Origin of the sequence: Streptococcus suis (genome assembly GCF_019794555.1) — a bacterium.
GTDB classification, from domain to species: domain Bacteria; phylum Bacillota; class Bacilli; order Lactobacillales; family Streptococcaceae; genus Streptococcus; species Streptococcus suis_AB.
Genome location: NZ_JAIMEP010000009.1, coordinates 63,937 through 80,953, shown reverse-complemented (window position 1 = coordinate 80,953; position 17,017 = coordinate 63,937). Strand labels below are relative to the sequence as shown.

Below are 17,017 nucleotides of genomic sequence, written 5' to 3'. Positions count from 1 at the left end.
GAGCAATAAGTACTTTGTAAAGAACCTCACTCCCATTCTTATATTTATGTTGCTACCTGTCCAATCAAATTATTTACGATACATTTTAAATTGGAGGTACAAATCATTGTAAGTACCAAGTAGTTCTTTTCCTAAATTATCATAAACTTCCATCTGCTTCATCGTTTCCTCTGAAGGATAGAAAGCTTCATCACTTTGTGTTTCTTCATCCAACATAGCCTTTGCTGCAGGAATTGGAGTGGAATAACCCACGTATTCTGCATTACGCAATGCATTTTCAGGTCGGAGCATGAAACTCATAAAAGCATAGGCGCCATCAATGTTTTTAGCTGTTTTGGGAATTACCATGTTATCAAACCAAAGGTTCGATCCTTTCGATGGCACGACATAATGAAGATGCTCATTTCCATCCAACATTTCACTGGCTTCACCTGAGAAAGACACCGCAATGGCTGCTGCATCTTGTATCATATAGCCCTTTATTTCGTCAGCAACAATAGCCTTGATATTTGGTGTCAGGTTGTAGAGATGTTCAGCTGCTTCTTCAATCTCTACAGGATTTTTAGAATTCAGGCTATAACCTAGGGATTGTAGACCAAAGCCCATAACCTCACGCACGCCATCAATTAACATGATGTTGTCACGGTATTCATCGGACCATAGGTCTTCCCACTCTTGAGGAGGATTTTCAACCATAGTATCGTTGTACACAATCCCCAAGGTTCCCCAAAAGTAGGGGATAGAATAGTCATTATTCTTATCAAAGCTCAATCCCATAAATTGAGGGTCAATATTCTCCAAACCTTCGATTTTAGACTTATCGAGCTTAACCAGCATATTTTCTTCCGTCATTTTGGAAATCATATATTCTGATGGAACTGCTAAATCGTAGGTTGTTCCGCCCTGCTTGATCTTTGTGTACATGGACTCATTGGAATCAAAAGTCTGATAATCAACCTGAATTCCTGTCTCGGCAGTAAATTCATCTAGTAATTCAGGATCAATATAATCGCCCCAATTATAGATGACCAATTTATCTGTCGTTCCTTGTGTCGAATCGGCTTCTAACTTGTAGCTGATTCCCCATAAAACAAGGATAATAGCTACAATACCTACAAAAAATGAATACAGTCTTTTCATTAGTTGGCCTCCTTTTCACGTGAAATGAAATAATAACCCACTACCAACAAGATAGAGAAAAGGAACACAACCGCTGACAAGGCATTGATTTCCAAAGAAATACCTTGTCGAGCCCTTGAGTAGATTTCAACCGAAAGATTTGAATAGCCATTTCCTGTCACGAAAAAGGTTACAGCAAAGTCATCCAAAGAGTAAGTAAAAGCCATGAAATAACCTGCGATAATTGCCGGCGTCAGATAAGGCAACATAATTTCTTTCAGCATTTGCGGCTGAGTTGCGCCCAAATCATATGCAGCTGAAATCATATCCGCGTTCATTTCTTTCAAACGGGGTAAAACCATCAAGACGACGATTGGAATCGAAAAGGCAATGTGACTGAGTAAGACAGAAACAAACCCCAATTGAAATCCAATCATGGTAAAGAGAATCAAGAAACTTGCCCCAATCATAACGTCAGGTGCCACCATCAAGATATTATTGATAGACAAGAGGGCATTTTGAAAACGAGGTTTTGCCTGATAAATATAAATAGCTCCAAATGTCCCAATAATGGTTGCAATCAAAGAACTTAAGAAAGCAAGTAAGAAAGTCTGTGCTAAAATCAGCATCAGTCGGCTGTCACCAAGCATCGAAGAAAAATGATCCAAGGTAAAGCCAGTAAAACCATTCATATCTCCACCAGCATTAAAGGCATAGAAAATGAGATAAAAAATGGGTAAATAAAGCACGAGGAAGGCAATGGTTAAGTAGACATTAGCAAATTTCTTCATTATTTCTTCCTCTCTTTCGTCATCCACATAATCAAGAGCATGGCTAAAATCAAGACCACACCAATGGTTGAACCCATTCCCCAGTTTTGTGTTGTGAGGAAATGCTGCTCGATGGCAGTACCCAAAGTAATCACTCGGTTACCTCCGATCAAACGAGTCAACATAAAGAGGCTTAAACTTGGAATGAAAACGGCCTGTACTCCAGAACGGACGCCATTCATTGAGAGAGGAAAAATAACCTTTGAAAATGTTTGCCAAGAAGTTGCACCCAAATCACGACTAGCGTTAATGAGATTTTTATCCAAGTCATCCAAAGCGTTAAAGATTGGCAAAATCATAAATGGAATCTCAATATAGGCTGCAACAGCAATAAAGGAGAAATCTGTAAAGAGAATTTGTTGAGTCCCTAACCCCAGAAACTCTAAAAATTGATTAATGGAACCATGTTGACCGAAAATACCGATAAAGGCATAAGCTTTCAGCAAAAGATTGACCCAGGTTGGCAAGATAATCAACATGAGCCAGAGTTGTCGATGCTTGAGCTTGGTCAAGAAATAGGCAGTCGGATAGGATACCAAAAGGGTGACCAAGGTAATAATACCTGCGTAAAAAATGGAGTTGAAACTCATTCGCAGATAGGTCATATTTGGTGAATTAAAATAGGTTTGATAGTTAGCCAAAGTGAAATTGCCATGAATATCAAAGAACGATTTAAAGATAATCAAAGCAACGGGTGCTAGTACAAAGAGAAAGACCCATAAGGCATAGGGAATTGCAAAGAGCCTAGAGGTTTTCTTCATTGCGTTCCTCCTCGATGGCATTAATCAAACCATCTTCCACTTCTTCCACCTCAACATACTCTTCGATACGGGCATCAAATTCTTCTTCAGTTTCATTGAGGCGCATGATATGAATATCTTCTGGCTCAAAACTGAGACCAATCACCTCACCCTCAATGGCTTTACGAGTGGAATGAATCATCCACTCGTTGCCCAAATCATCGTAGGCTATAATTTCGTAGTGAACACCTCGGAAGAGCTGAGTATCGACTTTAACCTGTAGTTTTCCTTCTTCAGGTAAGGTAATTCGTAAATCTTCTGGGCGAATGACTACCTCAACTTCCTCATTCGGTCGCATACCACCGTCGACAGCTTCAAACCGTTTACCATTGAATTCTACAAGATAATCTTCAATCATACGCCCCGGAAGAATGTTGGACTCACCGATAAAGGTTGCAACAAAATGGTTAATTGGCTCATCATAGATATCTACAGGTGTTCCAGATTGAACAATCTCACCCTCATTCATGACAAAAATCCAATCGCTCATGGCCAAGGCTTCTTCTTGATCATGCGTTACGAAAACGAAGGTGATTCCAAGGCGCTGTTGCAACTCACGCAATTCATACTGCATTTCAGTCCGAAGTTTTAAGTCTAATGCAGATAAGGGTTCATCCAGCAAGACAACGCGAGGTTGATTGATAATGGCACGCGCGATGGCAACACGCTGCCGTTGTCCACCAGACAATTTCTGAATGGAACGTTTCTCATAGCCAGAGAGGCGAACCATCTGTAAGGCTTCTGTGACACGACGTTCAATTTCTGACTTATCTATCTTACGCAATTTTAGAGGAAAAGCCACATTTTCAAAGACAGTCATATGAGGGAAAAGGGCATAAGATTGGAAAACGGTATGGACATCACGCTTGTTGGTTGGCACATCATTTATCCGTTGACCATCCAAATAAATATCGCCAGAGCTTGCATCCAATAAACCAGCGATAATATTCAAAATAGTTGATTTTCCAGAACCAGAGGCACCTAACAAAGTGTAAAATTTGCCCTCCTCTAATTCAAAACTAATGTCCTTTAAAACAGTTGTTCCACTATCTTCAAAAACTTTAGATACATGTTTAAATTCAATAATCGGCTTTTTCAATTCACATAAATTCCTTCTTTATATAGTAGCCAATTGGCTAAAGAGTTTCGGCAGGGTCGCCAATAATACGTACTTCACGCTCTAAGGTAATGCCTGAAGATTTTTCTACAGTTTCAATGACATGCTTAATGAGACTTTCATAATCATTTGCAGTCCCATTTTCAACATTTACCATAAAACCTGCATGTTTTTGAGAAACTTCTACACCACCAATACGATAGCCTTTCAAGCCTGCTTCCATTATCAGTTGACCAGCAAAATGGCCAAGTGGCCGTTTAAAGACTGAACCACAAGATGGTAATTCCAATGGCTGTTTTAACTCACGCAAATGGGTCAGACGGGCCATTTCTTGCTCGATAACTGTGTAATTACCAGGACGTAGAGCAAATTTTGCAGATAAAACAATTGCGCCATTTTCCTGTAAAATAGAAGTACGATAACCAAAGCGTAATTCACGATTATCTAAAGTTTCTACATAGCCAGCAGGCGTCAAAATTTGTGCAGATACTAAAATATGCGATACTTCACCACCATAAGCGCCAGCGTTCATATAGACAGCTCCACCGATGCTACCAGGTATTCCACAAGCAAACTCGAAACCGGTCAGTGAATGAAATAGCGCAACTCTAGTTGTCTCAATCAAGTTAGCTCCAGCCTCTGCTTCGATAGTATAGCCAGAAACAGTTACCGTATTTAATTTATCCATTCGGATAACAAAACCACGAATACCACCATCACGAACGATGACATTACTTGAATTACCAAGCACTTGCCAGGGAATCCCTTCACGTTTCGCAAATTCAATGACACGAACAATTTCATAACGGTTTCGAGGAAAGACCAAATAATCAACTGCCCCACCGACTTTTGTGTATGTGTACTCTTTCAAAGGCTCATCAAAACGGATATCGATGCCTTCAAGTTCAACTCTTATTTTATTTTTCATATCCTTCTCTTTTCCAAGTTATATACGGAGAATATTATACCAAAAATTCGGATAAAAAACGAATAGAAAATAAAATATATTAAATTGAAGCCTTAAATAAAAAAGCCCAAAACTGGACTTTCATTTATAAGGCTCTATAATTTCTGTAGTGGGTAAAACCACCATGGAAATTATGGAGCCTTTTTGAGTGTAGAAAAAAAGTCCCATATGACCTATAATGAAAAGCGACTAAACTCACATTAGAAAGGGTTCATATGGAACAACTAAATCTTATCACAAATTTTCTAAGAATTAAAGACAAAAATATCACTATCACTGATGAATATGATATGGGAACTCACTTAGAACTCCACGGTCACTTGGATTACTCAGCCCCTAAATGCCCAAAATGCAAGGGACAAATGGCTAAGTACGACTACCAGAAAGCCTCTAAGATCCCCTACCTAGAAACAGCTGGCTATCCCTTACTTATCCGTCTTAGAAAGCGTCGCTTCAAGTGTAAAGATTGCGGAAAAATAGCGGTCGCCGAAACTCCTCTTGTCAAGAAGAACCACCAAATCTCCGTCGCTGTTAACCGAAAGATCGCTCAATTACTCATCGAAAATCAAGCAATGCAACATATTGCACACAGACTATCTATCTCAACATCATCAGTTATGAGAAAGCTCAATGAGTTCAAGTTTGAAACGGATTGGAATACCTTACCTGAGGTGATGAGCTGGGACGAGTATGCCTTCAAAAAGGGGAAAATGAGCTTCATCGCTCAAGATTTCAACTCCCTAAACGTCATTACTATCCTTGACGGAAGAACTCAAGCAACTATCCGAAACCACTTTCTACGCTATCCTAGAAAGATTAGAAATCGGGTCAAAGTGATTACCATGGATATGTTTAGTCCCTATTATCAACTTGCTAAACAACTTTTTCCGAATGCAAAAATTGTACTCGACCGCTTTCATATTGTTCAACACCTTAGCCGTGCTATGAACCGTGTTCGTATTCAAATTATGAATCAATTCGACAGAAAATCGCAGGAATACCGTGCCTTGAAACGTTACTGGAAATTGATACAACAAGATAGCCGTAAACTCAGCGATAAACGATTTTATCGCCCTATGTTTCGAATGCATTTGACCAACAAGGAAATACTGGAAAAACTCCTGTCTTTCTCCGAGGAACTACGACAGCACTATGAACTCTATCAATTGCTCTTGTTCCATTTCCAAGAGAAGAACTCAGACCATTTCTTTGACCTCATCGAACAGGAATTAGCCACTGTTAATCCTATTTTCCAGACGGTATTTAAGACATTTCTAAAGGATAAAGATAAGGTTTTGAATGCCATGGAATTGCCTTATTCCAACGCCAAACTGGAAGCTACCAATAATCTCATCAAAGTCATTAAGAGAAATGCCTTTGGTTTCAGGAACTTTGAAAACTTTAAAAAACGGATTTTGATTGCTTTGAACATAAAGAAAGAGAGAACGAAGTTCGTCCTCTCTAGATGTTAGCTTTTCATCTACCCACTACAGTTGACAAAGAGCCATTTATAAAATAACTTGAATTCCCTTTGTATCAACTGTTAGGGAATGGACAGAGCCATCTAGTTGCAGAGCTTCAATCGCCGCAATAAGTTCCGTTTCTTTCTCAGCAGGTGCCAATACCATCACGGTCGGTCCAGCTCCAGAGAGATAGGTTGCATAAGCGCCAATTTCTTGCGCCAACTGCTTAATCGGACAAAACTCTTTAACAAGTAGTTGCCGATAGGGTTCATGAAACATATCTAACTGAATCAGTTGACCCGCTTTTTCAATATCTCCTGACATAAGGCTTGCAATTGCAACGTTTGCTATCGAACTAGCAGCAACCGCCTTTTTATAGCCCATTTGTGAAGGAAGTACACCACGACTTTCACTTGTACGAAGAGGATAATTTGGAATAAACGCAACAAAACTTGTTGGTGGAAAGTCAGTTACAACTGCTTGAACTTTTTTATTGACATAGCTTGAAATGACCAAATTTCCATAAATAGCTGGAGCTACATTATCTGGATGTCCTTCAATCTTTGTAGCCAATTGTAACTTTTCATCCTGACTCAGGTTAAGTTTCCCTAACTGATTGGCCAGTTCGATACCTGCAACAATGACTGAACTAGATGAACCTAAGCCACGAGCTAAGGGAATATCGCTTTCCATTTTTAAACGATGTGGTTGTAAATGTTTTGCAACTGTCAGGGCAGTCCGGATGAGTAAATTATTTTGATCAGAGGGAACATGTTCTAATTGATGCTCAACAATCCACTCATTAGTAGGTTCTAGAATTTCGACCGAAAGATATTTTGAGAGTGCTACACCAACAGAATCAAATCCTGGTCCAATATTTGCTGATGTCGCTGGAACAATAATTTTCATAGACTATTCCCCCAAAACCTTAAAGGTATTAACGAGTGTGAAATCAGTCGCTTCTGCTAATTTTCTAGTCACTTGCTCCAACTGAGTTTTATTCATCGCATGTGTAACAATTACAAGGCGAGCAGTGTCGTCCTTTGTACCTTTTTGTAGGATTTGTTTAAATGAAATTCCCTCAGAATGGAAGATCTCTGCAATTCGTAACATTTTTCCACTTGTGTCTGGAGTCAGAATTGAGAAATAGTATTCGCTTGTCACATCTTCTGGTATAGCTAATTGAAGCGGGCGAGAATATTCATTAAATGGTTTGCCTACAGTTTTATCTTTCATCCTGCGTACAATTCGAATGATATCAGCGGTCACACTGGTTGCAGTTGGCTTTTGCCCCGCACCTGGCCCATAATACATGGATTGGCCAATACCGATAGACTCAACAAATACCGCATTCATTACTCCATTCACACTTGCTAACGGATGGTTCTTAGGTAAAAATGTTGGTGAGACTTCGGCCGCGATTCCTGAAGCTGTTTCTCGGATATCACCTACCAACTTGATGACATACCCCAGCTCTTGAGCTACTGCAACATCTTCTGGTGTAATTGTGGTAATTCCTTTATGTCCTACAGCATCAAAATCAACGGTCATCCCAAAACCAAACTGACTCAAGATGACTGCTTTATAGGCAGCATCAATTCCTTCTACGTCATTTGTTGGATCAGACTCAGCATAACCCAACTCTTGGGCTGTTTCCAATGCTTTCTCATACGTCCAACCTTCATCTACCATTTTGGTCAGCATGAAGTTTGATGTACCATTTAATACACCCAAAATGCGGGTAATTTTATCCGCAGCAAATGAATTCACAAGCGTACGCAAGATAGGAATGCCCCCAGCTACTGCTGCCTCATAATAAAGTGCTAACCCTTTCTCTTCAGCAAGTGTACGCAACTCTGTACCATGAACGGCCAATAAATCTTTGTTAGCTGTTACAACATGTTTGCCAGCTTCTAAAGCACGAGTGATAAATGTTTTTGCCGGTTCAATTCGCCCCATCAATTCTACAACAAGAGCAATCTCTGCATCATCTAAAATATCATCAATATTGGTCACAAAATGAAATTGGTGACCAGCAGCTACCAAACGGTCTTTTTCTGTCTCATCTTTTACCAATACCTTAGCAATTTCAATCGAATCCCCAGCAGCTTTTTCAATTTTTTCTTTATTTTCTTTCAATAGAAATGGTACACCACTTGCTACTGTACCGAATCCTAATAATCCTACCTTGATAGCCATATTTTCTCCTTATTTAAATGTATTTCGACTATTATACCAAATATTCTGATAATTTTCCAAATAATTTGATATAATTAATGTATCTAGATTCAAAAGGAGAACAATCATGGCGCGTAGACGTAGAAAACAACCTCAACCATCCAAGAAATATATTCATTATATTTTTCTCTCTCTTCTTACAATTCTTGTACTAAGTTTGATTTATCTTCTACTCCCCACCTTGATTCCTCGCTCTTCAAATGCTTCACAGACTACTGTTTCTAGCCAATCAAGCAGTCAAGCATCTACCCAAAATACTACTACAGCTGATTCCAATTCATCAACCCAAACAAGTTCTGTAAACTGGGTTAAAGTGGATGAGCCTGTCCAAATACCGATTCTCATGTACCATGCGATTCACGAAATGGCTCCTGAAGAGGAAGCAAATGCCAACTTAATCGTCTCACCAGCAGTCTTTGAAAGTCATTTGCAAGTTTTAGAACAAAATGGCTACTACACTCTTACACCGGAAGAAGCCTATAAAGTTCTAACTGAAAATGTTCTTCCACAGGATAAAAAAGTCGTTTGGTTAACCTTTGATGATAGCCTTTGGGATTTTTATTCTTATGCCTATCCTCTTTTGGCAAAATACCACATGAAGGCGACAAACAATGTAATAACTGGTTTTACCGAAAATGGAATTGAGGGATATTTAACCCTTGATCAGATGAAAGAGATGCAAGCAAATGGGATGTCTTTCCAAGGACATACAGTCAATCATCCTGACTTAGAGGTAAGCAGCACGGATGATCAGATGAGCGAATTGAGTCAATCCAAAAATTATTTAGATAGCCAACTTAATCAAGAGACTCTTGCAGTAGCTTATCCATCTGGTAGCTACTCACAAGATACCCTAAACATCAGTGAGCAAGCCGGTTATAAATTAGGTTTAACTACAAATAATGGCTTAGCTAGTCTAGCGGATGGCTTATTAAGTCTTAATCGTGTTCGCGTTCTTCCAACTACAAGTGCAGAAGGACTCCTAAATGAAATAACACCATAATATCCACTGATAGATACCATACTTTTTTCAAACCATGTCCTTTCAAAGGGGCTTGGTTTTTTTGTAATTGCAAATGATACACATTTTCTGAAAAAAAAAAGAGATACCCATTTAGGCATCTCATTTGAACTCATCTAATTATTGTTCTGATATGATCTTATCCAAAATGAAGCGTTCTTCATCCGATAATTCATAGCATGCTAGTAAATCTGGACGTCGCTCATAGGTTTTTCTAATACTTTGTTCCAGTCGCCACTTCCGAATATTTTCATGATGGCCACTCATCAACACATCAGGTACGACCATACCACGATATTCATAGGGACGAGTATATTGTGGGTATTCCAATAAACCAGAAGAAAAACTATCATCTGTATGACTGGCTTCTTTCCCAATGACCTCTGGTATGAGACGAACAGTCGCATCTATCATGGTCATTGCCGCCAATTCTCCACCTGTCAAGACATAATCACCAAGTGAAATTTCATCGGTGACTAGTGTCTTGATACGCTCATCATAGCCCTCATAATGTCCACAGATAAAAATTAACTGGTCTTCTTTTGATAATTCTTCTGCATAGGCTTGATTAAATGTCCGACCAGCAGGATCCAATAAAATAACGCGAGGATTTGTCTTTTCAATCGCATCCATTGTATCAAAAATTGGTTGAGCCCTTAATAGCATCCCTTGCCCGCCGCCATACGGCTCATCATCAACATGTCGCGCTTTCTCTGCTTTTTCTCGAAAATTATGGTAGTTTACTTCGAGAATCCCCTTCTCTCTTGCCTTTCCGACAATTGAGTGCTCTAACGGGGCAAACATCTCTGGAAACAGCGTTAAAATATCAATTCTCATCGTCCAAACCCTCAAGTAATTCCACATCTACACGATTGTTTGGAATATCAATATTCAATACAACAGGTGGGATATATGGTAAAAGCAAATCTTTCTTACCTTTTCGCTTAACCACCCAAACATCATTGGCACCTGGCTGAAGAATTTCCTTTATTTGACCAATAACTTGATCATTTTCATAGACATCTAAACCAATAATTTCATGATAGTAAAATTCACCATCTTCAAGATCTGTCAGTTTTTCTTCAGCAATTTTTAAACTGTACCCTTTATATTTTTCAATATCATTAATATGGTACATTCCCTTAAACTTGATAATATCAAAATTCTTTGCCTTGCGATGATTAGCAATTTCCACATCCATAACAAATCTGTCTTTTTCATCAAAAAGTGCTAGGACTGAACCTTTTTTAAACCGTTCCTCCGTGAAATCTGTTACGGATAAAACCCGCATTTCTCCTTGCAAACCTTGAGTATTAACAATTTTACCGACATTAAAATAATTCATGATATCTTCCTTTGTATTTCTATCCATATATTTTAACATGTAGTGGAAGAATGCACAAGGATTAGAAAAAGTACCGATTGAATCGATACTTTTCACTGTACACTATTATCCCCTATTTAGACTGACTGAACTGGCTTTGATAGAGGTTATAATAGAAACCTTTGTCAGCCAAAAGACTTTCATGATTACCTTGTTCGATAATTTGTCCATCTTTCAAGACCAAAATCTTATCAGCTTCTTGAATGGTTGATAAGCGGTGGGCGATGACGAAACTTGTCCGCCCCTTCATCAATCGTTTCATGGCCTTTTGAATCAAAAGTTCCAAACGAGTATCAACTGAGGAAGTCGCTTCATCAAGAATCAGAATAGCAGGATCCGCCAACAAGGCACGCGCAATGGTCAAAAGCTGTTTCTGACCTTGGGAAATATTGCTGGATTCCTGGTTCATTTCCATATTATAACCGCCAGGCAGGGTACGAATAAAATGGTCAACGTTGGCGGCTTTAGCAGCTTCCACAATTTCCTTATCCGTCGCATCCAAACGCCCAAAACGTAAGTTTTCCTTAATGGTCCCCTCGTAAAGCCATGCATCCTGCAAGACCATACCAAATTGACTACGGTAGGATTGACGAGAAATATTCCGAATATCCTGACCATCCACCTTGATAGCACCGGATGTGACATCATAGAAACGCATGAGAAGGTTGATGAGGGTTGTCTTACCAGCTCCTGTTGGTCCTACGATAGCCACCATTTCTCCTGGCTTAACATCAAGAATAAAGTTACGGATAAGCGGCTTATCTTCTGAATAGCCAAATTCAACCTGTTCAAAGCTGACTTGTCCAGTCAAACCAGCTGTCAACTCTAGCGCATTGGCGTCTTCTTCGTCAAGCTCATCTAAGACTGAAAAGATGCGTTCAAGGGAAGATTTGGCAGACTGCAACTGTGGTGCCAACTGGGTCAAGGTTTGGACGGGCTGAGAAATCTGCCAAACGTATTGGACGAAGGCCTGCATGTTACCAACCGTTAGTTTACCTGCTAGGACTTTCAAACCAGCAAGTAGGGCTACGACGACATAGGCAATATTAGAAAAACCGTGAACTAAAGGCATGAGCAAACCTGATACGAAACTGGCTTTGAAGCCAACTTCCTGCAAATCCGAAGTAATCTGGCGAAATTCTTCTGTAGAGATTTCCTCTCGTCCATAGAGTTTGAGGACATTGAAACCTGTCAGATTTTCTTGGACAAAACCGTTCAATCGTCCCAATGCATCCGCCTGTTGTTTAAAATAGGGCTGGGACTTGCCCATGACAAACTTGGAACCCAAATAGGTCACTGGAACCAAGGTTACGACTACGAGAGCCAGTGATATATCCAACCAAAAACACATAAAAATGGCTAAAGAAAGGGTTAGTACAGCATTGACGAGCTGAAGAAAACTTTGCTGCAAGGCATTTGAGACTGTCTCCACATCACTTGTAAATCGACCTAATAGGTCACCATACTGGTGTTTATCAAAATAGGAAATGGGAATTTTGTTAATCTTGTGACTCAAATCCTGACGCAGCTCCTTGGTTGCTCCCTGTACCGCCTTAGTCATGAAATAGGTAGAACCATAGGCTCCGATTTCATACATAAGGGCACGAAGGGCATAGAGCGCAAGCATGATGGCAATATAGGAAACATTGATACGGGCCCCTTCTACTCCATTTGCTATATCTAACAGATTTTTCGTCAATTCTGTAATGATCAGTCCCAAAACGAAGGGTTCCAGGGCATTCATCACTGCGCTAATGGTTTTTAGAAAAACAGCTAAAAATACTGAAGATTGATAATGACGTAAATAGTCCCAAACACGGATAAATACTGATCTATTCTTCATAATTCCTCCTATTCTTCTGTCAAAGATTGACGGTTGAGCTGAGAATTCGCGATTTCACGATAAATCTCGTTGGTCTCCATCAATTCATTGTGGGTTCCGCGACCAACGATTTCACCTTCATTCAGTACAATGATTTGGTCTGCATCCATAATGGTTCCAACACGTTGGGCAACAATCAGCACTGTCGCATTTTCCGTTACTTCCTTCAACCGACTTCGCAAAATTGCGTCCGTCTTATAATCCAATGCTGAGAAGGAATCATCAAAAATGTAAATATCCGGCTGCTTCACAATAGCACGCGCAATCGAAAGACGTTGTTTCTGCCCACCAGACAAATTGCTTCCACCCTCAGCAAGATGGGTGTCAAATTTCTCTTCCTTACTCTCGATAAATTCCTTAGCTTGAGCCACATCCGTCGCCTCGTGAAGCTCCATAAGACTAGCATCTACCTTACCGTACTTTAAATTTTCCGCGATAGTTCCGGTAAATAGCAGAGCTTTCTGCGGAATAAAACCAATCTTACTACGAAGTGCTTTTAGATTGTAACGTCTGACATCCACACCATCCACCAAGATACGACCAAGTGTCACATCATAGAAACGTGGAATTAAGTTGACCAAGGAAGACTTGCCAGAACCTGTTGAACCAATAAAGGCAATGGTTTCACCAGGCTTAGCCTTAAATGAAATATTGTGTAGAACAGGCGACTCCGTTTCCCCTGGATAAGCAAAGGTCACATTTTCAAATTCCAAATAACCACGTGAATCAGTCTCAGTGATGCCATCTTCATTCTTAGAAATGGAAATGGACATATCCAAGACTTCTTGAATCCGATGACTCGATACCGACATACGTGGATACATGTTAAACAAGTTAGCAAAGAGCAAGAAAGAGAAAAGTGCATGGAAACTATATTCGATAAAGGCTACCAAATCACCAATTTGTAAACTGCCCTCCTGTAAAGGGGTCAAAGCAAACCAAACGATTGCCACAATCATAGCAATGATAATCTGCACAAACAAGGGCTCCGTCAACCCAGTAAGGTTGAAAAGCTTTTTAGATGTTTCTGTATATTGTTCATTGACATCTGAAAAACGCTCTTCCTGAAACTCCTCACGAGTAAAGGCACGAATGACACGAAGTCCCATTAAGTTCTCACGAACATACTGGTTAATGGTATCCAACCGTTTTTGTTGTTTTTCGGATAAGGGACGTGTTTTAGTCGCAACATAATAGATAACGAAAATAAGGAAAGGAATAGCGACCGCCACTGTCCATGCTAAACTTGGACTCGTAACCAAGGTCATCACAACGCTGGCTACCATCATCAACGGAGTAATAATTCCCAATTTCAAAACCATCTCAGAGAATTGCATCAAAACAAAGGCATCATTTGTCATACGAGCAACTAAGGAAGAAACACCAATTTGCTCATATTCATGATGGGAATAGTCTTGAATTTTCTCATACAAATCATTCCGAATATCTTTTACGATAGTTGTCGTTAACTTCCCAGCTGCATAAGCCAAAATCACCCGACCAGCAATTCCTAATAAGACAATAAGCCCCATCATCCCAGCCCAGAAATAGAGCTGACTGGCATCATTTTTGGTAATACCTTGGTCAATCATTCTTGCCAAAAAAGTTGGCAAGCCTAAGTTTACTACAACAAATAAAATAGCTCCCAACAAATCTAATGCTAACCATTTTGGATATTTTTTCAAATAAGTCCAAATCAGATTCATCTTTTCATCCTTTCTATATGTTAAAAGGGGCATGGCCCCTGACTGTAAATTTAAAAGCCACCAAAAGGTGACTTTCTATTCTTTCTCGTCGATCACTAAACGAACTTTTTTATCACTTGTAGGGACAGAATAAACAATCGTTCTGATTGCAGAAATGGTACGTCCTTTTTTACCGATGACACGGCCGATGTCCGATTGATCTAAATCCAAATGGTATTCTAAGAATTCAGGTGTATCAACGATTTTAATCGTCAAGTTTTCAGGCTGTGAAATCAAAGGTTTCACAATCGCAATAATGAGATTTTCAATCATGTCCATAAGTGTTCTCGCTTACTGTTCTTATTTAGAGAATTTTTGTTCGTGGAATTTAGCCAATACGCCAGCTTTTGAAAGAAGGGCACGAACAGTGTCAGATGGTTGTGCACCTTTTGCCAACCACTCAAGTACACGTTCTTCTTTAAGAGTTACTGAGTTTTCAGCCAAAAGTGGGTTGTAAGTACCAACTGTTTCAATGAAACGACCATCACGTGGTGCACGTGAGTCTGCAACATTAATACGGTAGAAAGGTTTCTTTTTAGAACCCATACGAGTCAAACGGATTTTTACTGCCATTTTTTAATGTCTCTTTTCTTTTAATTTTTATTATTCGGTGAAATAGCAGAGCTATTTAGCACATGTTCTATTATAACACACTTTAACAAGGTGTCAAGAAAAAAACTTGACACTTTTTAAAAATTTTATTGCCATTTTTATTTCTCCAGCAGATCCGCTAGTTCTCTCAGTTGACTTGCTAAATTTGAGCGGTCAAAAAGCAAATTATAGACTCCATCTTCACTCAATACACCACAAGGAATACCATCAAAATAACCATTATTGGATAAATCAAGATCTTCCATATAGGTCTGGCTTTGATAATAATCTAGCAAACGTAAATAACTTGATTGTGCCTGATTGAGCTGGGTAACACTATCAGCAAGGAACTTGTTCATCTCCAGATGCATATTAAATATTTTCTCCATCTCCTCGATACGTTTCCTAGCTTCCATACAATCCCCCATCAATGTGTTGCACCTCCAACGTTCTTCACATCCTCTTTGTCATTAAATGCAACTATTGCCCCAATGGATGCTTCAACTCCTCTAACAATATCGGCTAGAGACATAGAGGCAAAGCCTGGTTTGTCAAGAACCTGTTCCGGCAGAAACGGAATATGAAGAAAACCAGCCTTAGTCTTTGGAAATTGTTTATCAGCTAAGTAAAGAGCTTGGTACATGAGATGGTTGCAGACAAAGGTCCCTGCGGTATTAGAAACAGAGGCTGGAAGACCTGCTGCACGAATGGCTTCAACCATTGCTTTGATGGGTAAGGTTGAAAAATAAGCAGGTTGCCCATCTTCACGAATCATAGTGTCAATTGGTTGTTGTCCTAAATTATCTGGAATGCGAGCATCGTCTTGATTAATGGCAACACGCTCAGGTATTAATTCCGTCCTTCCACCAGCCTGTCCAATACATAGCACAATATCTGGTGCATACTTAGCCATGGCTTCTTCAAGAACACTTGCAGCTTGATAAAAAACAGTTGGAATCTCCTCAAGAAGAATCTCTGCGCCTGCAATCTGCTTTGGTAAAGATTTAATGACCTCCAGTGCAGGATTGATAGACTCACCTCCAAATGGATCAAAACCAGTTACTAATATTTTCATTCTGTTCTCACTCCTTCAAATGAATTTCTCCATAATGAAATTTTTGATTGGGTCTTACATGACGTTTAAAGCCAAATTCTTCAAAAACACTGTCTCTGAAATGAGCCTTGACAAGAATTTTTTCCCTTGCAACCCGTTTTGCCTCAAGAAGCAACTCTTTTGACAATCGACTTCCGTCAGCCATCTCCACTAAACCAGCAAGATTGTTTGATTCCTTGATTTCTTCTGAAAACATGGGATCAAAGTAAATGACATCAACAGACTTATCTATTTGTTCTTTCAGATAGGTCAAACTATCTATCCATTTGGTTTGAATGGATCGCATAGCACAATCCACCAGCACATTACTACTGTTGAAATCCTGTAAACCACGACTAACAATAAAATGAATAAGCCGTGAACTCTCCAAGGATGTCACCTGATGACCTGCACTAGCTAATACGATACTATCAGAAGCTAGACCCATGGTACAATCTAAAATCGTTTTCTTTGATGGCCCAATTAGATCTAATAGCGGATCATGTCCTGCTTTTATTCGCAACATTGCTGTGTCAGGGTGGAAAAAGAAGGTTTGACCATTTCTCTGCTCTAAAACAAGCTTATTTTGATAGAGCACAAGCACCTTTTCTACTTCCTTTAATAAAGACGAAATGGACCACTTGTTTCTTTTCAAGTATTCTATACCTAACTCCTCAGCCAGCTGTTTCGCCTTTGCAACAAGATTATCATCCATCCTCAGACTCGTAGTGATTATTACTTTCATACTGTATCTAGTATACTCAAAA

General features: G+C 39.5%; 18 protein-coding genes. 2 read left to right on the top strand and 16 right to left on the bottom strand.

Going from position 1 to position 17,017, the window contains the following annotated elements; genetic code table 11:
* Nucleotides 1-69 precede the first annotated feature (69 nt).
* The 5 genes from K6V48_RS05760 to murB are packed head-to-tail and all read right to left on the bottom strand — an operon-like array spanning nucleotide 70 to nucleotide 4,794.
* The gene (locus tag K6V48_RS05760) at nucleotides 70-1,140 is read right to left on the bottom strand and encodes an ABC transporter substrate-binding protein (protein WP_024404590.1); all 1,071 of its coding nucleotides are present in this window, start codon (nucleotides 1,138-1,140) and stop codon (nucleotides 70-72) included.
* Nucleotides 1,140-1,910, bottom strand: coding sequence for an ABC transporter permease (locus K6V48_RS05755; RefSeq protein WP_024396532.1), 771 nt, complete (start codon nucleotides 1,908-1,910; stop codon nucleotides 1,140-1,142). The genes K6V48_RS05760 and K6V48_RS05755 overlap by 1 nt, the downstream gene beginning before the upstream one ends.
* The gene (locus K6V48_RS05750; protein WP_024396533.1) at nucleotides 1,910-2,710 is read right to left on the bottom strand and encodes an ABC transporter permease; all 801 of its coding nucleotides are present in this window, start codon (nucleotides 2,708-2,710) and stop codon (nucleotides 1,910-1,912) included. The genes K6V48_RS05755 and K6V48_RS05750 overlap by 1 nt, the downstream gene beginning before the upstream one ends.
* The gene (locus K6V48_RS05745) at nucleotides 2,694-3,848 is read right to left on the bottom strand and encodes an ABC transporter ATP-binding protein (protein ID WP_172054758.1); all 1,155 of its coding nucleotides are present in this window, start codon (nucleotides 3,846-3,848) and stop codon (nucleotides 2,694-2,696) included. Before K6V48_RS05745 ends, K6V48_RS05750 begins: the two co-directional genes overlap by 17 nt.
* A gap of 37 nt (nucleotides 3,849-3,885) precedes the next feature.
* Nucleotides 3,886-4,794: a UDP-N-acetylmuramate dehydrogenase gene (gene murB, locus K6V48_RS05740; RefSeq protein ID WP_105127207.1), complete on the bottom strand. Its 909-nt coding sequence runs from the start codon at nucleotides 4,792-4,794 to the stop codon at nucleotides 3,886-3,888.
* Nucleotides 4,795-5,048: 254 nt separating this feature from the next.
* Here murB and K6V48_RS05735 point away from each other — a divergent pair, with 254 nt between their 5' ends.
* Nucleotides 5,049-6,305, top strand: a complete 1,257-nt coding sequence (locus tag K6V48_RS05735) for an ISL3 family transposase (protein WP_222368464.1) — start codon at nucleotides 5,049-5,051, stop codon at nucleotides 6,303-6,305.
* A 36-nt stretch (nucleotides 6,306-6,341) separates the two neighbouring features.
* On the opposite strand, the gene thrB is transcribed toward K6V48_RS05735, so the two are convergent.
* Both thrB and K6V48_RS05725 read right to left on the bottom strand, forming a co-directional pair.
* Complete coding sequence (thrB, locus tag K6V48_RS05730; protein ID WP_222368462.1) at nucleotides 6,342-7,205, bottom strand: homoserine kinase; 864 nt, start codon at nucleotides 7,203-7,205, stop codon at nucleotides 6,342-6,344.
* 3 nt (nucleotides 7,206-7,208) lie between these two features.
* The gene (locus K6V48_RS05725; RefSeq protein WP_222368460.1) at nucleotides 7,209-8,495 is read right to left on the bottom strand and encodes a homoserine dehydrogenase; all 1,287 of its coding nucleotides are present in this window, start codon (nucleotides 8,493-8,495) and stop codon (nucleotides 7,209-7,211) included.
* A 106-nt stretch (nucleotides 8,496-8,601) separates the two neighbouring features.
* Here K6V48_RS05725 and K6V48_RS05720 point away from each other — a divergent pair, with 106 nt between their 5' ends.
* Entirely contained in the window at nucleotides 8,602-9,537 is a 936-nt protein-coding gene (locus tag K6V48_RS05720) for a polysaccharide deacetylase family protein (protein ID WP_222368457.1), read from the top strand.
* A gap of 138 nt (nucleotides 9,538-9,675) precedes the next feature.
* On the opposite strand, the gene trmD is transcribed toward K6V48_RS05720, so the two are convergent.
* From trmD to K6V48_RS05675, 9 genes are all read right to left on the bottom strand, one after another.
* The gene (gene trmD, locus K6V48_RS05715; RefSeq protein WP_222368455.1) at nucleotides 9,676-10,392 is read right to left on the bottom strand and encodes a tRNA (guanosine(37)-N1)-methyltransferase TrmD; all 717 of its coding nucleotides are present in this window, start codon (nucleotides 10,390-10,392) and stop codon (nucleotides 9,676-9,678) included.
* Nucleotides 10,382-10,900 (bottom strand): ribosome maturation factor RimM, encoded by a 519-nt coding sequence (rimM, locus tag K6V48_RS05710; protein ID WP_172017808.1) that lies wholly within the window; start codon nucleotides 10,898-10,900, stop codon nucleotides 10,382-10,384. The genes trmD and rimM overlap by 11 nt, the downstream gene beginning before the upstream one ends.
* Before the next feature lie 112 nt (nucleotides 10,901-11,012).
* Nucleotides 11,013-12,782, bottom strand: coding sequence for an ABC transporter ATP-binding protein (locus tag K6V48_RS05705; protein ID WP_222368454.1), 1,770 nt, complete (start codon nucleotides 12,780-12,782; stop codon nucleotides 11,013-11,015).
* Between the two features lie 8 nt (nucleotides 12,783-12,790).
* Entirely contained in the window at nucleotides 12,791-14,527 is a 1,737-nt protein-coding gene (locus tag K6V48_RS05700) for an ABC transporter ATP-binding protein (protein WP_222368453.1), read from the bottom strand.
* 75 nt (nucleotides 14,528-14,602) lie between these two features.
* Nucleotides 14,603-14,845: a KH domain-containing protein gene (locus K6V48_RS05695; protein WP_024392237.1), complete on the bottom strand. Its 243-nt coding sequence runs from the start codon at nucleotides 14,843-14,845 to the stop codon at nucleotides 14,603-14,605.
* 21 nt (nucleotides 14,846-14,866) lie between these two features.
* Complete coding sequence (gene rpsP / locus K6V48_RS05690; protein WP_172017802.1) at nucleotides 14,867-15,139, bottom strand: 30S ribosomal protein S16; 273 nt, start codon at nucleotides 15,137-15,139, stop codon at nucleotides 14,867-14,869.
* A gap of 137 nt (nucleotides 15,140-15,276) precedes the next feature.
* Nucleotides 15,277-15,573: a DUF4298 domain-containing protein gene (locus tag K6V48_RS05685; RefSeq protein ID WP_261311054.1), complete on the bottom strand. Its 297-nt coding sequence runs from the start codon at nucleotides 15,571-15,573 to the stop codon at nucleotides 15,277-15,279.
* A gap of 11 nt (nucleotides 15,574-15,584) precedes the next feature.
* Nucleotides 15,585-16,232, bottom strand: a complete 648-nt coding sequence (pcp, locus tag K6V48_RS05680) for a pyroglutamyl-peptidase I (protein WP_222368451.1) — start codon at nucleotides 16,230-16,232, stop codon at nucleotides 15,585-15,587.
* Between the two features lie 7 nt (nucleotides 16,233-16,239).
* Nucleotides 16,240-16,995, bottom strand: coding sequence for a class I SAM-dependent methyltransferase (locus K6V48_RS05675; protein ID WP_222368450.1), 756 nt, complete (start codon nucleotides 16,993-16,995; stop codon nucleotides 16,240-16,242).
* Nucleotides 16,996-17,017: the final 22 nt, after the last annotated feature.

Excerpts from the sequence above, each read along its gene's own strand:
- K6V48_RS05760 (WP_024404590.1), bottom strand. The coding sequence starts at position 1,140 with ATGAAAAGACTGTATTCATTTTTTGTAGGTATTGTAGCTATTATCCTT.
- K6V48_RS05755 (WP_024396532.1), bottom strand. The coding sequence starts at position 1,910 with ATGAAGAAATTTGCTAATGTCTACTTAACCATTGCCTTCCTCGTGCTT.
- K6V48_RS05750 (WP_024396533.1), bottom strand. The coding sequence starts at position 2,710 with ATGAAGAAAACCTCTAGGCTCTTTGCAATTCCCTATGCCTTATGGGTC.
- murB (WP_105127207.1), bottom strand. The coding sequence starts at position 4,794 with ATGAAAAATAAAATAAGAGTTGAACTTGAAGGCATCGATATCCGTTTT.
- K6V48_RS05735 (WP_222368464.1), top strand. The coding sequence starts at position 5,049 with ATGGAACAACTAAATCTTATCACAAATTTTCTAAGAATTAAAGACAAA.
- thrB (WP_222368462.1), bottom strand. The coding sequence starts at position 7,205 with ATGAAAATTATTGTTCCAGCGACATCAGCAAATATTGGACCAGGATTT.
- K6V48_RS05725 (WP_222368460.1), bottom strand. The coding sequence starts at position 8,495 with ATGGCTATCAAGGTAGGATTATTAGGATTCGGTACAGTAGCAAGTGGT.
- K6V48_RS05720 (WP_222368457.1), top strand. The coding sequence starts at position 8,602 with ATGGCGCGTAGACGTAGAAAACAACCTCAACCATCCAAGAAATATATT.
- trmD (WP_222368455.1), bottom strand. The coding sequence starts at position 10,392 with ATGAGAATTGATATTTTAACGCTGTTTCCAGAGATGTTTGCCCCGTTA.
- rimM (WP_172017808.1), bottom strand. The coding sequence starts at position 10,900 with ATGAATTATTTTAATGTCGGTAAAATTGTTAATACTCAAGGTTTGCAA.
- K6V48_RS05705 (WP_222368454.1), bottom strand. The coding sequence starts at position 12,782 with ATGAAGAATAGATCAGTATTTATCCGTGTTTGGGACTATTTACGTCAT.
- K6V48_RS05700 (WP_222368453.1), bottom strand. The coding sequence starts at position 14,527 with ATGAATCTGATTTGGACTTATTTGAAAAAATATCCAAAATGGTTAGCA.
- K6V48_RS05695 (WP_024392237.1), bottom strand. The coding sequence starts at position 14,845 with ATGGACATGATTGAAAATCTCATTATTGCGATTGTGAAACCTTTGATT.
- rpsP (WP_172017802.1), bottom strand. The coding sequence starts at position 15,139 with ATGGCAGTAAAAATCCGTTTGACTCGTATGGGTTCTAAAAAGAAACCT.
- K6V48_RS05685 (WP_261311054.1), bottom strand. The coding sequence starts at position 15,573 with ATGGAAGCTAGGAAACGTATCGAGGAGATGGAGAAAATATTTAATATG.
- pcp (WP_222368451.1), bottom strand. The coding sequence starts at position 16,232 with ATGAAAATATTAGTAACTGGTTTTGATCCATTTGGAGGTGAGTCTATC.
- K6V48_RS05675 (WP_222368450.1), bottom strand. The coding sequence starts at position 16,995 with ATGAAAGTAATAATCACTACGAGTCTGAGGATGGATGATAATCTTGTT.